A 15,005-nucleotide genomic window follows, 5' to 3' on the forward strand; every position below is an offset into this window, starting at 1 on the left:
ACCGCCACCGCCGCCCCCGGCAGGTCGGCGGACACCGACGCCGTGGTGCGGGCCGCCGTGCTCACCCTGGTCAACCAGGAGCGGGCCAAGGCCGGCTGCGGACCGCTGGTCGCCGACCCCGCCCTCGCCGAACTGGCCGGTGACTTCAGCGACGACATGGCCGCCCGTGGCTTCTTCGACCACACCGACCCGGACGGGAAGAGCCCCTGGGACCGGGCGACCGCGGCCGGCATCGGCTACCTGGGCGGGGAGAACATCGCCCGCGGGCAGCAGACGCCCGCGGAGGTCATGGACGCCTGGATGAACAGCCCGGGCCACCGGGCCAACATCCTCAACTGCGACTACAAGAAGCTCGGCGTCGGGGTCCACGAGGGCACCGGCGGCCCCTGGTGGACGCAGGACTTCGGCTTCTGAGCAGGCGGCGGTCGGACGCCCGGTGACGTCCCCTCGGCCCTCCCCGGGAGCGGGCCGGGGCGGCTGTGCCCGTGGCGGGCCCGCAGCGGGGACGGCGGGCGGGGCGGTGACGGCCGGGGGCGTCCGGTGGGCTGGAGGCCGACGGCGGCGGATCCCGGTCAGCGCAGGCGCGGGCGGCGCTGGCAGCGGGGGCAGAAGTAGCTGGAGCGGTTCATCCAGGGGTCGCGGCTGATCGGGGTGCCGCAGCGGCGGCACGGCTCGTCGCGGCGGCCGTAGGCGTCCAGCTCCCGGGAGAAGTAGCCGCTCTCACCGTTGACGTTGACATACAGGCTGTCGAAGCTGGTCCCGCCGACGGCCAGCGCGGCCGCCATCACCTCCCGCACCGACTGCAGCAGCAGCGCGGTCTGCGGACGGGTCAGCGTGGCCGTGGGACGGTCGTAGTGCAGCCGGGCGCGCCACAGCGCCTCGTCGGCGTAGATGTTGCCGACACCGCTGATCAGGCTCTGGTCCAGCAGCGCCCGCTTGACGGTGGTCCGGCGGCGGCGCAGCGCGGTGTGGAAGGCCTCGTCGTCGAAGCGGGCGTCCAGCGGGTCCCGGGCGATGTGGGCGATGGCCAGCGGGGTGGCCTCCGGGTCGCCGGGCTCGGCCGGGTGCACGGTGAGGCCGCCGAAGGTGCGCTGGTCGACGAAGCGCAGTTCCCGGCCGCCGTCGCTGAACCGCAGCCGTACCCGCAGATGGGTCTCGTCCGGCGCGTCGGGGGGCTGCACCAGCAGCTGGCCGCTCATCCCGAGGTGGCCGAGCAGTGAGCAGCCGGTGCCGTCCAGGGGCAGCCAGAGGTACTTGCCGCGGCGGTGTGCGGGGCCGAAGGTGCGGCCGGTGAGCCGGGCGGCGAAGTCGACGGGACCGGCGAGGTGGCGGCGGACGGCACGCGGATGCAGCACCTGCACCTCGGCTATGGCCCGGCCGCTGACCCAGCGTTCCAGGCCCCGCCGGACGACCTCGACCTCGGGCAGCTCGGGCATGGGTGGTCGCGACCGTCCTCAGGCGGTGGGCGCGGTGCCGCCGGAGGGGGTCTCCACGCCGTACTTCTCCCGGATGCCGTGCCAGGCGCTCTGCGCGGCCTTCTGCTCGGCCTCCTTCTTGGAGCGGCCGGTGCCGGTGCCGTACTCCTCGCCGCCGACGCGGGCGGTGGCGGTGAAGGTCTTCTCGTGGTCCGGGCCGGACTCGCTGACCAGGTACTCGGGGACGCCGATGCCCACCGTGGCGGTGAGCTCCTGCAGCGAGGTCTTCCAGTCCAGGCCGGCGCCGAGGTTGGAGGATTCCTCGATCAGCGGGTCGAAGAGCCGGTGCACCAGCTCGGAGGCGGCGTCGAGGCCCTGGTCGAGATAGACCGCACCGATCATGGCCTCCAGCGTGTCGGCCAGGATCGACGACTTGTCGCGGCCGCCGGTGCCCTCCTCGCCCCGGCCGAGGCGGATGAAGGCGCCCAGGTCGAGGCCGCGGCTGACGTCGGCCAGCGCGCGGGAGTTGACCACCGCGGCACGCAGCTTGGCCAGCTGGCCCTCGGGGAGGTCCGGGTGGATCCGGTAGAGGGTGTCGGTCACCACGAGGCCGAGCACCGAGTCGCCCAGGAACTCCAGGCGCTCATTGGTGGGCAGGCCGCCGTTCTCGTAGGCGAACGAGCGGTGCGTCAGTGCACGTACCAGAAGGGCGGGCTCGAGTGTGTACCCGAGCCGCCCTTCCAGGACGTCATAGGTGGTCGAGGTCGGCCGCGCGGCCGCCCTGTCCGTGGACTCGGCCCCGGATGAGGCGCCCTTGCGGGAGGTCGTGGTTCCGTCCGACATCGATCCGTACTCCTGCCGATCAGACCGACAGGACCTGGCGGCGGTTGTAGGTGCCGCAGCTCGGGCACGCGATGTGCGGGAGCTTCGGCTCGTGGCAGCGGTCGCACGCCACCAGGGCCGGGACCGCAGCCTTCCACTGCGAACGGCGGTGGCGCGTGTTGCTGCGCGACATCTTCCGCTTCGGAACAGCCACGGCTACTTCTCCTGGTTCTCGGCAGCGCCCTCACGGGCGTTGCTGTCCTCGTCGTTCCCGTCACCCTCGTCGCCGGGGGCGGCGGAGAGTCCCTGCAGTGCCGCCCACCGGGGGTCGACGGCGTCATGGTGGTGGTCCGGGTCGTCGCTCAGCCGCGCTCCGCACTCGGAGCACAGGCCCAGGCAGTCGTCCTGGCACACCGGCTGCAGCGGCAGTGCGAGCACCACCGCGTCACGCAGCACCGGCTGGAGGTCGAACAGGTCGCCCTCCAGGCGGTAAGTCTCTTCCTCGTCGTCCTCGTCGGACGCGCCGGCGGCGGACGCACCGCGGATGCGGCCGTCGTCCTCCGGGTAGTAGTACAGCTCCTGGAAGTCCACCTCGAGGTCGTCCTCGACGGGCTCCAGACAGCGTACGCACTCGCCGGCGAGGCCTGCGGTGGCGGTACCGGTGACCAGTACGCCCTCCACCACCGACTCCAGCCGGATGTCCAGCTCGACCGGGCTCTTGGCGGGAACGCCGATCACATCGATGCCGAAGTCGTCGGGAGCCTCGACGGTGCGGGTCACCCTGCGCATCGAACCCGGACGACGGCCCAGCTCGTGCGTGTCGAACACGAGGGGATCGCGGTGGTCGAGGCGGTTCAGGATGTCCTGCTTCCTACGGCGTGCGCATCCCTGCGCGACGCATACGGCTCACGTTGACGGCGGCCCTGCGGCGCCCCCGGAAGGGGTCGGGGCAGGCGACAACCCCGGCGCTGAACAGGCCGGAGCAGTCAGGATACCGGACGGCCGGGCCTGGCCCAACTTCACTCCTCAGCGGCCTGCCCGGGCGGCCGGGTCAGCGCCCGCCGCCCAGCTCCCGCAGCCGCGTCACATCGATCACGCTGGTGTCGAAGAAGCTGGTCTCGTCGAGGCCGGGCTGCTGCGGCACGGGCGCCTGCTGGGGGTAGCCGTACCCGTGGCCGTACGCCTCCTGGGGGGCGTAGCCGGGCTGCGCCGGGTAGCCGGAGCCGTCGGTGTAGCCGGGCTGCTGCGCCGCGTACGGGTCCTGCTGCTGCCAGGCCTGCTGCTGGTACCCGTAGTCCTGGGTGTAGTCGCCCTGGGCCGCGGCGGCCGCCGCATAGGGGTCGGGCTGCTGCCAGGCCGTCCCGCCGCCGCCCTGCTCCCCCCAGCCCTGCTGGGCGGCGCCCGCCTCGTCGCGGAACCACGCCTGACCGACCTCACCGCCGCCGGTCCCGGCGGCCACCTCCTGCGCGTCGGCGGCGGCGAAACCGGCCGCCACCGCGGCGGCGCGGTCCTTGTCCTGCTGGGCCTGGTCCGCAGCGGCGAGATAGGCGGCGAGCTCGTCGATGGGCTGCTTGCCGAGCAGCTTGTCGCGGCCGCGGCCGACCGCCTCCAGGGTCTTGCTGAGCACCGTCTCCAGGGTGGCCAGCTTGACGTCCACGTACTCGTCGACCTCGGGGCTGGGCGAGACCCTCGGCTCGAACTCCTCGCCGTCCTCGCCCTCGCCGTAACCGCCGTCGCCGTAGACGCCCTGGCCGTAGTCGCCGCCGGCGTCCGGGCCCTGGCCGAGCAGCTTCTGCCGGCCGCGGCCGACCGCCCCCAGCGTCTTGGTGAGCACGACCTCGAAGTTGGCCAGCTTGCTGTCGACGTAGTCGTCGGCCTCCCGGCGCAGTTCCGCCGCCTCACCGCGGGCCTCGGCCAGCAGCCGGTCGGCCTCCGCCTGGGAGCGGCGCACCACCTCGGTGTCGGAGACCAGCGAACCGCGCTCGGCGTGGGCGCCGTGGATGATGCGCTCCGCCTCGGCGCGGGCCTCGGCCACCACCTGCTCGTGGTCCGCCATCACCGCCTGGGCCTGGGAGATCTCCGAGGGGAGCGACTCCCGGAGCTCCTGCAGCAGGCCGAGCAGCTCGGACCGGTTGACGACGCACGACGCCGACATCGGCATGGACCGGGCGCTCTCGATGGCCGCGACGATGTCGTCGAGCTTGTTCTGCACGTCCACTGTGGCTCACGTCTCTCCGTGTGCGCCGGGGTGCGGCGGGGCGGGAGTTGAAACTCTACGACCACCTCGGGGGTGCGGGTGAACGGGTCCGGCGAGCCCGGGTGACACATCGGCAGAAACCGCCCGCACCGGGCGGGGTCACTGCTCGGCGGCGCGCTCCGCCATCCGCTTGGTGAGGCGCTGCAGCACCGGCCCGGGCACCAGGTGGCCCACGTCGCCGCCGTAGGCGGCGACCTCCTTGACCAGGCTGGAGGAGAGGAAGCTGTAGGTCGGCGAGGTGGGGACGAAGAGGGTCTCCACACCGGAGAGGCCGTGGTTCATCTGGGCCATCTGCAGTTCGTAGTCGAAGTCGCTGACCGCACGCAGGCCCTTGACGATGGCGGGGATGCCGCGGTCCCGGCAGAAGTCGACCAGCAGGCCGTGGTGCGACTCCACCTGGACGTTGCCGTAGCAGGCGGTGACCTCCTCGATCATCCGGATGCGCTCCTCGACCGTGAACAGGCCCCGCTTGGACTTGTTGATCGCGACGGCGACATGGACGACGTCGTAGAGCTTGGAGGCCCGCTCGATGATGTCGAGGTGACCGTTGGTGATGGGGTCGAAGGACCCCGGACAGACGGCGCGGCGCAACACGTGATCCTCGCTCTCCGGCCCCGGCGGCTCTGCCGTGAGGGTGGGCCGACTCTGCTACCCGATCGTTTCCGGCCGGTCCGACACGGTTCCGCCGTCCGGAGCGGCGGCGCGACCGTACCAGAGCGTGCCCTCGCCGTAACGGCGCGAGCGCAGCGGTTCGAACCCCTCCGGCCAGGTGAACTCACCGCCTCTGGTGCTGCGTTCCACGGTGGCGAGCGCGTCGGCCGCGAGCCACCCCCCTGTGGACAGTGTGACCAGAATCTCGCGCAGTCCGCCGTCGGTGACCGCGTACGGAGGGTCGAGGAAGACCAGGTCGTACGGCTCCCCGGGCGCGTCGCCCTCGACGATCCGCTCGGCCTTGCCGGCCCGCACCTCGGCGCCCGGCAGGGCCAGGGTGCGGACGTTCTCCCGGATGGTGCGGACGGCTCGTGCGTCGGCCTCCACCAGCAGTGCGTGGGCGGCGCCCCGGGACAGCGCCTCCAGGCCCACCGCCCCCGAGCCGCCGTACAGGTCCAGCACCCGCGCCCCGTGCAGGGTGCCGCGCAGCGACTCCCAGGTGGAGAAGAGGGCCTCCCTGGCACGGTCGGAGGTGGGACGGGTGCCCTGGCCGGGCGGTACGGCCAGACGGCGGCCGCCGGCCGCTCCGGCGATCACGCGGGTCATGGGGCTGGTGCTTCCTCACGGGGTGGTGGTGCGGGTGGCCCCTCCACGCTATACGGCGGGGCCCCGCGGGTGGATCCCGCGGGGCCCGGCTGCGTGGGTCGGGGCCACGGCGGGGCCCCGGCAGCGCGAGGGGCGTGGCGCGCCCGGGGCAGGCGGGGGGCCGCACTCGGGGTGGCGTGGACGGCCGCGTTCGGGCGGCGCGGATCACGACCGCGTTCGGGGGCCAGGTGCGGCCGGCGCGGGCGGCCGTCCGGGCGGGGGTGTCACCGTCGTGGACGCGCCGCACCTGTGTCCCCCTCCGCGCTGCGGCACCCAGGGGCACCGGGGCCGGGGCGCCTGCGCGGCACGTCGTGGTCGAGCGCGGGCCACTGCGACACGACGCCCTCGGCACACCACAGCTGACGTGATGTCAGGCTCCTTGCCTGCAGGGGCCCGAGGGGCGGCCCCGTCACGGCGACCACCGGCGACCGCCCCCGCGGCCTGCGGGCACCAGCCGTCAGCCCTTCTCCAGGTAGTCCGCGCGGTCCTCGTCCAGCAGGCTCTCCAGGGCGGCGGCCAGATCCGGGTGGCGGGCCAGGGCCGGGTCGTCGGAGACCAGCCGGACGGCCTCCTCACGGGCGGCGGCGATGGTCTCCTCGTCCTGGAGGACGGACAGCACCTTCAGCGAGGACTTGACCCCGGACTGCGCCTGGCCGAGCACATCGCCCTCGCGGCGCTGCTCCAGGTCGATCCGGGAGAGCTCGAACCCGTCCAGCGTGCCCGCCACCGCGTCCAGCCGGGCCCGTGCGGCGGACCCGGCGGGCATGTCGCTGACCAGCAGGCAGAGCCCCGGGGCGCTGCCACGGCCGACCCGGCCGCGCAGCTGGTGCAGCTGGGAGACCCCGAAGCGGTCGGCGTCCATGATCACCATGGCGGTGGAGTTGGGGACGTTGACGCCGACCTCGATCACCGTGGTGGCGACCAGCACGTCGACCTCGCCGGCGGCGAACCGCCGCATCACCTCGTCCTTGGCGTCGGGCTGCATCCTGCCGTGCAGGATCTCCACCCGCAGCCCCGCCAACGGGCCGTCGCGCAGTTGGGCGGCGACATCCAGCACCGCCAGCGGGGGACGTCGCTCCTCGGCGTCGGCGCCCTCGTCATCGAGGTCCTCCAGGTCCTCCCGCTCCTTCGCGGACTTCCGCTTCGCCTTCCCCCCGGGGGGCTCGTCCTCGTCCCCGATCCGGGGGCAGACCACATAGGCCTGGTGGCCCTTGCCGACCTCCTCGCGGACCCGTTCCCAGGCCCGCGCGAGGAAGTGCGGCTTCTCCAGGGCGGGGACGACATGGGAGGCGATGGGCGAGCGCCCGGACGGGAGCTGGTCCAGTACGGAGGTCTCCAGGTCGCCGAAGACCGTCATGGCCACCGTGCGGGGGATGGGGGTGGCCGTCATCACCAGCAGATGCGGCGGCTGCTTGCCCTTGTTGCGCAGGGCGTCGCGCTGCTCCACACCGAAGCGGTGCTGCTCGTCGACCACCACCAGGCCCAGGTCGTGGAACTGCACCTTGTCCTCGATCAGGGCGTGGGTGCCGACCACGATCCCGGCCTCCCCGGTGACCAGGTCCAGCAGGGCCTGGCGGCGGGCCGCGGTGCCCATGGAGCCGGTGAGCAGCACCACCTTGGTCCCCACGTCGGAGCCCCCGAGCATGCCGCCCTCGGCGAGGTCGCCCATCATCTCGGTGATCGACCGGTGGTGCTGCTGGGCGAGTACCTCGGTGGGCGCCAGCATGGCCGCCTGCCCGCCGGTGTCCACCACCGCCAGCATCGCCCGCAGCCCCACCATGGTCTTGCCGGAGCCGACCTCGCCCTGCAGCAGCCGGTGCATGGGGTGTTCCCGGGCGAGGTCGGCGAAGATCTCGGCGGTGACCTTGCGCTGGCCGTCGGTGAGGGTGAACGGCAGCCTGGCGTCGAAGGCGTCCAGCAGGCCGTCGGCGGGGGCGACGCGGGCGACGGCGGGGAGGGCGGAGTCCGTGGCGCGGCGGCGGGCCAGGGCGACCTGCAGCACGAAGGCCTCGTCCCACCTCAGCCGGGAGCGTGCCATCACCACGTCGGCCTGGTTGCGGGGCCGGTGGATGCGCTCCAGCGCCTCCGGCAGCGGCAGCAGTTCGCGGTCGGCCCGAAGCCCCTCGGGCAGCGGCTCGCCGACGCCCTCCCAGCCGGTGGCGGCCAGGCTGTCCAGGGCCATCTCCACACACTGGGAGATCTTCCAGCTGGGGGCCTGGGCGGAGGCGGGGTAGACGGGGATCAGCCGGCCGGCGAACTTCTCCGCGGCACCGGACTCGGCGTCCGCGTCCAGCAGCTGGTAGTCGGGGTTGGCCAGCTGCCGGGTGCGCTGGAAGACGCCGACCTTCCCCGCGAACAGGCCGCGGGCGCCCGGGCGCAGCTCCTTCTCCCGCCACCCCTGGTTGAAGAAGGTGAGCGTCAGCCGGCCGCGGCCGTCGGTGACCACCACCTCCAGCCGGTCGCCCCGCCGCTGGCGGAACGGGATGAGCGTCACCTTCTCGATCCGGGCGACCACGGTGACGTGCTCGTCGACCTCCAGCTCGTCCAGGCTGGTCAGCTCGCCGCGCTCGGCGTACCGGCGCGGGAAGTGGTACAGCAGGTCACCGGTGGTGCGCAGCTTGAGGCTGTCGGCGAGCACCTTCGCGGTACGGTCGCCGACCAGCTTCTTCAGGGGTTCGTCGAGTGCGGACATCGGATCCATTCCACCTCACGCCTCGGACAGCGGGCGTCACTCCAGGCCGATGAGCAGCGGCGCCGACTCCTGGCCGCCGTCGTAGACCACCGTGTCGACCTCGGGGCGCAGCCGCCGCACCTGGGCGACCAGCCGGTCGGCGAGCTGCTGCGGCACGCCGTCGCCGAGGACCAGGGTGAGCAGCTCCCCGCCGGCGGCCAGCATCCGGTCCAGCACCACCTCACCGGTTCCGCCGAGGTCGCTGCCGATCACCGCCACGTCGCCGTCGATCAGGCCGAGGACGTCGCCGGCCTGGCAGACACCGGCCATGGTCCAGGACTCGCCCTCGGCGACGGCCAGTTCGGCGTAGCGGGTGGCGCCGGCCGCGGAGGTCATGGAGACGACGTCCTCGTCGAAGCGGCGTCCGGCCTCGTGCACGGCGAGTGCGGCCAGTCCCTGGACCGGCGAGCGGGTGGGGATGACCGCCACCCGTATGCCCTCGCCGCGCAGCTGGTCGGCGGCGGCGCCGGCGACCGCGCGCAGCTCCGGGTCGTTGAGCAGCAGCACGACCTCGCGCGCCTCGGCGCGGCGGACGGCGCCGGCCAGTTCCGCGCTGGACGGCGGCCGGTCGGGGTCGGCGTGCAGCACGGCGGCGCCGGCCTCGGTGCAGAGCCGGGCGATGCCGCTGCCGTGGACCACGCTGATCACGGCCCGGCCGGAGTTCTCGCGCGGCTCCGCGGCCGTGCGGCGGGCGGCGTCACCGAAATGGGTGATCCGGATCCGGTAGGGGCGGCCGGCCGCTATCCCCGCCTCCACCGCCGCTCCGGCATCGTCCACATGCACATGGACGTTCCACAGCCCGTCGCCGCCGACCACCACCAGGGAGTCCCCCACCTCCGCCAGCCGGGCGCGGAGCGCCGGCAGGGCCTCGTCGGGGGCGTCCAGCAGATAGATCACCTCGAACGCCGGGCTCCCGCCGGGCCTCGCGGGCTCCGCCACGTCGGCGCAGCCGTGGACCGCCTGGGAGGTGATCTCCCGGCGGCGGGGTCCCGAGTCCAGTGCCAGGGGCCCCAGCGGCCGCTGGTCGGCCACCGCGTCGGCCAGTGCGCCCAGTACGGCGACCAGCCCGCGGCCGCCGGCGTCCACCACACCGGCCCTGGCCAGGACGTCCAGCTGCCCGGGGGTGGCGGCCAGGGCGCGGCGGGACGCCTCGTACGCCGCGTCGGTCACCTCCACCAGGCTGCCCGAGCACTCCTCGGCGGCCCGGGCGGCCGCCGCGGCGACGGTGAGAAGGGTGCCCTCGACGGGCCGGGCGACCGCCTCGTAGCCGGCGTCGGCGGCCCGGCGCAGCGCCCGGCGCAGCGCCGCGGAGTCGCCCGCTCCCCCGCCGTCGGCCAGCACCTCGGTCATCCCGCGGAGCAGCTGGGCGAGGATCACCCCGGAGTTGCCGCGGGCGCCCAGCAGGGCACCGCGGGCCATCGCCTGCATGGCGTCGCCCAGGCCGGGCGCGGCGCCGGTACCGCCGGACGGCTCGAAGAGCGGGTCGAGGGCGGCGGCGGCGGACTCCAGGGTGAGATAGAGGTTGGTGCCCGTGTCCCCGTCGGGAACCGGGTAGACATTGAGCGCGTCGATCTCCTCGCGCGCCTGCCCGACCGCAGCCAGGGCCAGTCGGCACCAGGTGCGTACGACGGGAGCGTCGAGCGTGTCCGGCACCTGGTCTCCTCCACTGGCGCTTGTCGGCGGGCCCCGGTTCACGGCCCTGCCGCAGGCAGGCTATCCGGGCCGGCCGGGTGCCCGGCGGCGGTGGGTGCCCGGGTCATGGTAGTTTCGTTCTACAGGAGTGGCGGATGTATGCTGCTCCGGTTGCCCGGCCAAGTCCGGGCTTCGGTCTCGGTTTGGCCCGGCATCCGTTCCCACGGTGTGTGGTCTTCCGGGGTTTTGGAACGTAAGTGATCTGAAGTCTTTGGAGTGACTCCCGTGGCTGCCAACTGCGACGTCTGCGGCAAGGGGCCGGGCTTCGGCAACAACATCTCCCACTCGCACCGCCGTACTCGCCGTCGTTGGAACCCCAACATTCAGACGGTGCGTGCCGTGGTCGGTCGGACGCCGAAGCGGCTCAACGTCTGCACCTCGTGCATCAAGGCCGGCAAGGTCTCGCGCTGACGCGCAGGCCGGTACACCCGGTTCAGCGGAAGGCCGGTCCACCCTCTCGGGGGTGGGCCGGCCTTTCGCATGTCCGGCGGCTGGGGGTCGTCCGGACGGCGGTTGGGGGCTTTGCGGTCAGCGGCCGTCGATCCCGTGCGGGCGCCGTCCCGACCACTCCGGCTCCACCTCGGCCCACTGGCGGGTCCAGGCCAGGTCGTCCCGGCGGTCCAAAGAGCGACGGGTCAGGGCGACGCCGGTCACCGCGAAGGACGCGATCGCGGCCAGAGTGCCGGCCGCGGCGAACCAGGCGTCCGCGGTGATGTCGGCGGAGCTGCGCGGCGCCCTGGCCGGCTGCCCCGAGGCGTCCACCCAGAGCGGCACCCGGGCCCCGGCCGCGGTGCCGGGGGCGACCAGCACCTGACCGGTGTGGGAGTGTCCCGGCGGCAGGCTCCAGCGAGCGGCCACCGGCACCTCCGACTGCTGCCCGATCCTGGCCTGCCCCTTGGGCGCGGACGCCAGCGTCACCGCGGCGACCTGCCTGCGCTGCGCCAGCTGGACCTCGGCGGTGTGGCGACCCTGCTGGTACGCGAGCCCGCCGATCAGCAGCGCCGGCAGCGGCGCGAGCAGCAGCAGGGTGACCAGCAGCACCAGCAGCCGGGCGCGCGTGCGGTCGCTGCGGCGGCACAACGGATTGCGGTCGGTGCCGCAGGCCTGCCGGGCGCAGAGCGCGGACCGGCGCAGTGCTGTCCGTACGGGCCGGCGCTTCCCGTCCCGGTGCGGCTGTGCTGTCCCGTCGGCCATCATCCTCGCCTCCCGAGCCTGCCCCGCAGTCGCGGAGGGACGACCGAACCCGCCTGGTTCTGATGCACTTCCCCGTGTACGGCCTGAGCATGCACGCGGTTCGACTCCGGCACTGGTCTCTTTGGTGCCCGCGCCTCCTTGGCACCCGTCTCTCCGGCACCTGTCGCGTCGCCCGCCCAAGGGCTCCGTGCGGCCCTCGGCGTTCGCGGAGGGCCTCGGTACGGCCGCGGCGAGCCCGCTCGTCGAGGGGTGCGCGGGCGCGCCGGACCCGGGAGCCTTCGACCGGCGGGACGCCGACGACGTCAGCCTCATTGCTCCGTCAGCCTCATTGCTCCACGTCCCCTTGCCCCACGTCCTCGGTCGGCGGCGCGGGGAGGGAGTCCACGGTCTGGGGTGGAGAATCGCGGGAAACCGTCAGGGGAATGCGGCGGAACGGCAGCGAAGTGCGCTTCCCGACCGCCCTGCGGGAATCGCCGGAAATTGCCGCGCCTGGGGAGCCGATATCTCCGGCAATTATCCCGGCGCCGACAGCGGTGCGGCACGGCTGCCTCTGCCAAAATTCACGGACATAGCCGGAATCACGCGAGGCGCCTCCCCGGAACTTCCCATCGGGCGGAGCGGAGGCGAGTCGTCCGCCACACCGCACCGACTGCCGTCCGCCCGCCCCCTGGCCGGACGCAGCGGTTCTCCGGTGTACGCGCACATCATCCCCCACAAACATCCGGATATCCACACCGATTTCCCCGGTACCGAACTCAGCGGACCGGGGAAGTGCGAGCAGTTCGGAACGTGCGGACATCCCCCGGCCGGTTGCACCGAGCGGCCCGGTCGCCGGGGGCTTCCGCTCCGGAAGCGGTGACCCGACAGCCGAGGGCACGCGACCTGCGGTCGGCATGATCGCGCAGGTCGCGCGCCCTCGGCTCCGCGTCCCGGCCCTGCGGCCTAGGACTCGGTCTGGAAGGTGCCGTTGATGGTTCCCTTGTCGCTCGACTTCACCTGCATCTGCACACTGACGCTCGCGTGGCTGTCGTTCGTCCACACCAGCGTCGAGTCGGCGTCATCGGACGAGACGTCCGAGACCTGCCTGAGCGTCTTGCCCGCCTTGCGTGCCCGGAAGTCTCCCGAGGTCACATCACCGTCGCCGTTGACGCTGACGAGAAGGGACTCGCCGGGCTTGACGCTGATCGTCGTACTGCAGTTCTTGAACGTGGAACCGACGGTGCAGCTGAAGTCCCTCGAGACCTTCACGACTCCCTTGGAGTCCTTGACCGCTCCGTGGGAAGGACTCGTTGCCGCCTGGGCCGGAACAGCTCCGACCAGCGGGAGGGAAAGGAGTCCAGCAACAGCTGCGAACACCAGACGAGTGCGCATGGCACACCTCCTGTGGATGTGAGCGATTGAGAGGAGCGACATCGGGCCGGAGAAAGGTGGATTGAGAAATCTCCACCCGGACTCGAACGGTTGTTCCCTCTGTCCTCTCGGGTTCGAGTCTCCGTCCGCGCAGATCCGCTGTCAACTCGAAGCCGCCGAGTTAATAAGGATGAGATAAGCGCCGGATTCGAGTGCGGGCAATCATCGGCGCAGGCAAATTGATACCGGAACAATGCCCGCCCCGAGCGGGCCACTGGCGGACGGACGCGTCGGAGCGACGTCACCGTCCTCGGCCTGGACGACAACGGCTCACCCCACCGCTCCCTGCGCGAGCGGCAGGCCCGCACATGCCGGAGCTCCGCCGGACGTGCACTCCCGGCGGAGCTCCGGCAGAGGCGTGCGTCGTCAGCCCCGCTGCCGCCAGGCGTGGTCGACCGGGCCGATCCCGGCGCCCAGCGGGAAGCCGGCGCGGATGGCGCCGGTGACGTACTCCTTGGCGGCGGCCACTGCGGCCGGCACCTCCAGGCCCTTGGCGAGCTCCGCGGCGATCGCGCTGGCCAGGGTGCACCCGGTGCCGTGGGTGTGCCGGTTGTCATGGCGCTCGGCGCGGTACCAGTGCTCCTGCTCGCCGTCGAAGAGCAGATCGGCGGCGCGGCCCGGCAGATGGCCGCCCTTGATCAGCGCCCAGCGCGGCCCCAGCGCCAGCACCGCCTCCGCGGCCCGGCGCATGTCGGCCTCACCGGCGACCCTGACACCGGTCAGCTGCTCCACCTCGTAGAGATTGGGGGTGGCCACGGTGGCGGTCGGCAGCAGCCGTTCCCGTACGGTGGCGACGGCCTCGGCGGCCAGCAGCGCGTCGCCGTGCTTGGAGACGCCCACGGGATCGACCACCACGGGGGCGTCCACCGCGGCGAGCAGCTCCGAGACGGTCTCCACCAGCTCCACCGAGGCCAGCATGCCGGTCTTCACCGCCTGGACGCCGATGTCGTCCACCACGCTGCGGAACTGGGCCCGCACCGCCTCGGCCGGCAGCTCCCAGTAACCCTGCACGCCGAGCGAGTTCTGAGCGGTGACAGCGGTGATCACGCTCATCCCGTGCACCCCGAGCGCCAGCATGGCCTTGAGGTCGGCCTGGATGCCTGCGCCGCCGCCGGAGTCGGAGCCGGCGACGGTGAGCACCCGCGGAGGTGCCTGGTGGGACGCGGAGGAGTCGGACATGAGTTCAACCTACCCGTCCCGCGGAGCGTGCGGCGCAGGCGGGTGGAGGGGCCGGTCAGAGCACCGCCTCGGCCTCCAGGATGCGGTGCAGCGGCACGGTGTTGGGGGCAGCGATGGCGTCGCTGAGGGTGGCCAGCTCCACCAGGGTGCCCCGCAGGGCGGTGAACCAGCCGAAGGCGCCCTTGTGGACGGCCTCCACGGCGTGCCAGCCGAAACGGGAGGCCAGCACCCGGTCACGGGCGGTGGGCGGGCCGCCGCGCTGGGTGTGGCCGAGGATCACCGGCCGGGCCTCCTGGCCCAGCCAGTGCTCCAGTTCCACGGCCAGCCGGGTGCCGAGCCCGCCGTGCCTGCGATGGCCGTACTGGTCGATGCTGCCGGGGTCCAGCCGCAGCGTGCCGGGGGCGGGCTGGGCGCCCTCGGCGACCACCACGATGGCGAACTTCTTGCGGCGGGCGAAGCGCTCCTCGATCATCACGCAGATCGCCTCGATGTCGAAGGGCTTCTCGGGCAGCAGGATGGCGTGGGCACCGCCGGCCATGCCCGCCTCCAGGGCGATCCACCCGGCCTCCCGGCCCATCACCTCCACCACCATCACCCGCTGGTGGGATTCGGCGGTGGTCTTCAGCCGGTCGACGGCCTCGGTGGCGACGGACACGGCGGTGTCGAAGCCGAAGGAGACATCGGTGGCGCTGACGTCGTTGTCGATGGTCTTGGGGACACCCACCACCGGCAGCCCCGCCTCGCAGAACATCCGCGCAGCGGTGAAGGTCCCGTCCCCGCCGATCGCGATCAGCGCGTCGATGCCCAGCCCGGCGGCCAGTTCCCCGGCGCGGTCGACGGCCTGGTGGATGCGGTGGTGCTCCACCCGGGAGGAGCCCAGGATGGTGCCGCCCCGGGTGAGCAGGCCGGTGACGTCGTCGTGGCCGAGCGGGCGGGCCCGCTGCTCGATCAGACCCAGGTAGCCGTCCTCGATGCCGACGACCTCGTCGCCGTGGACGTCCACGGCCCG

Annotated in this window: 14 protein-coding genes and 1 pseudogene; 2 read left to right on the forward strand and 13 right to left on the reverse strand. The window is 73.1% G+C overall.

Features of this window, described 5'->3' with window-relative positions:
• On the forward strand, positions 1–414 hold a 414-nt coding region (locus AOK09_RS23215), incomplete at its 5' end, for a CAP domain-containing protein (RefSeq protein WP_245687438.1).
• A 158-nt stretch (positions 415–572) separates the two neighbouring features.
• Here the strand turns inward: AOK09_RS23215 and mutM are convergent.
• The 9 genes from mutM to AOK09_RS23260 all read right to left on the reverse strand — a co-directional run bounded on the left by mutM (position 573) and on the right by AOK09_RS23260 (position 10,174).
• Positions 573–1,436 (reverse strand): bifunctional DNA-formamidopyrimidine glycosylase/DNA-(apurinic or apyrimidinic site) lyase, encoded by an 864-nt coding sequence (mutM, locus tag AOK09_RS23220; RefSeq protein ID WP_055589173.1) that lies wholly within the window; start codon positions 1,434–1,436, stop codon positions 573–575.
• 18 nt (positions 1,437–1,454) lie between these two features.
• Positions 1,455–2,258: a ribonuclease III gene (gene rnc / locus AOK09_RS23225; RefSeq protein ID WP_055589174.1), complete on the reverse strand. Its 804-nt coding sequence runs from the start codon at positions 2,256–2,258 to the stop codon at positions 1,455–1,457.
• A gap of 19 nt (positions 2,259–2,277) precedes the next feature.
• Complete coding sequence (gene rpmF, locus AOK09_RS23230; protein ID WP_055589175.1) at positions 2,278–2,451, reverse strand: 50S ribosomal protein L32; 174 nt, start codon at positions 2,449–2,451, stop codon at positions 2,278–2,280.
• Positions 2,452–2,453: 2 nt separating this feature from the next.
• The gene (locus AOK09_RS23235) at positions 2,454–3,065 is read right to left on the reverse strand and encodes a YceD family protein (protein ID WP_063796040.1); all 612 of its coding nucleotides are present in this window, start codon (positions 3,063–3,065) and stop codon (positions 2,454–2,456) included.
• Between the two features lie 223 nt (positions 3,066–3,288).
• Entirely contained in the window at positions 3,289–4,455 is a 1,167-nt protein-coding gene (locus tag AOK09_RS40330) for an ATP synthase F0 subunit B (RefSeq protein WP_055589177.1), read from the reverse strand.
• A gap of 138 nt (positions 4,456–4,593) precedes the next feature.
• The gene (gene coaD / locus AOK09_RS23245) at positions 4,594–5,085 is read right to left on the reverse strand and encodes a pantetheine-phosphate adenylyltransferase (protein WP_055589178.1); all 492 of its coding nucleotides are present in this window, start codon (positions 5,083–5,085) and stop codon (positions 4,594–4,596) included.
• A gap of 57 nt (positions 5,086–5,142) precedes the next feature.
• Positions 5,143–5,751, reverse strand: a complete 609-nt coding sequence (rsmD, locus tag AOK09_RS23250; protein WP_055589179.1) for a 16S rRNA (guanine(966)-N(2))-methyltransferase RsmD — start codon at positions 5,749–5,751, stop codon at positions 5,143–5,145.
• Positions 5,752–6,247: 496 nt separating this feature from the next.
• Positions 6,248–8,482, reverse strand: coding sequence for an ATP-dependent DNA helicase RecG (gene recG / locus AOK09_RS23255; protein ID WP_055589180.1), 2,235 nt, complete (start codon positions 8,480–8,482; stop codon positions 6,248–6,250).
• Between the two features lie 36 nt (positions 8,483–8,518).
• Complete coding sequence (locus AOK09_RS23260) at positions 8,519–10,174, reverse strand: DAK2 domain-containing protein (protein ID WP_055589181.1); 1,656 nt, start codon at positions 10,172–10,174, stop codon at positions 8,519–8,521.
• 264 nt (positions 10,175–10,438) lie between these two features.
• On the opposite strand from AOK09_RS23260, the pseudogene rpmB reads away from it, so the two are divergent.
• A pseudogene (rpmB, locus tag AOK09_RS43875) lies at positions 10,439–10,549 on the forward strand (50S ribosomal protein L28); the annotation flags it as partial.
• A 192-nt stretch (positions 10,550–10,741) separates the two neighbouring features.
• Here the strand turns inward: rpmB and AOK09_RS23270 are convergent.
• The 4 genes from AOK09_RS23270 to AOK09_RS23285 all read right to left on the reverse strand — a co-directional run.
• Positions 10,742–11,407: an Rv1733c family protein gene (locus AOK09_RS23270; RefSeq protein WP_157876004.1), complete on the reverse strand. Its 666-nt coding sequence runs from the start codon at positions 11,405–11,407 to the stop codon at positions 10,742–10,744.
• A gap of 942 nt (positions 11,408–12,349) precedes the next feature.
• Positions 12,350–12,655 carry a hypothetical protein gene (locus tag AOK09_RS23275; RefSeq protein ID WP_055589183.1) on the reverse strand — a complete coding sequence of 102 codons (306 nt, stop codon included), beginning with the start codon at positions 12,653–12,655 and terminating at the stop codon, positions 12,350–12,352.
• Between the two features lie 528 nt (positions 12,656–13,183).
• Positions 13,184–13,996, reverse strand: a complete 813-nt coding sequence (gene thiD / locus AOK09_RS23280) for a bifunctional hydroxymethylpyrimidine kinase/phosphomethylpyrimidine kinase (RefSeq protein WP_055589184.1) — start codon at positions 13,994–13,996, stop codon at positions 13,184–13,186.
• Positions 13,997–14,051: 55 nt separating this feature from the next.
• Positions 14,052–15,005 (reverse strand): ATP-dependent 6-phosphofructokinase (locus AOK09_RS23285; protein WP_055589185.1); only part of this gene is annotated, 954 nt, incomplete at its 5' end.

The organism is Peterkaempfera griseoplana, from assembly GCF_001418575.1.
Classification (GTDB): domain Bacteria; phylum Actinomycetota; class Actinomycetes; order Streptomycetales; family Streptomycetaceae; genus Peterkaempfera; species Peterkaempfera griseoplana.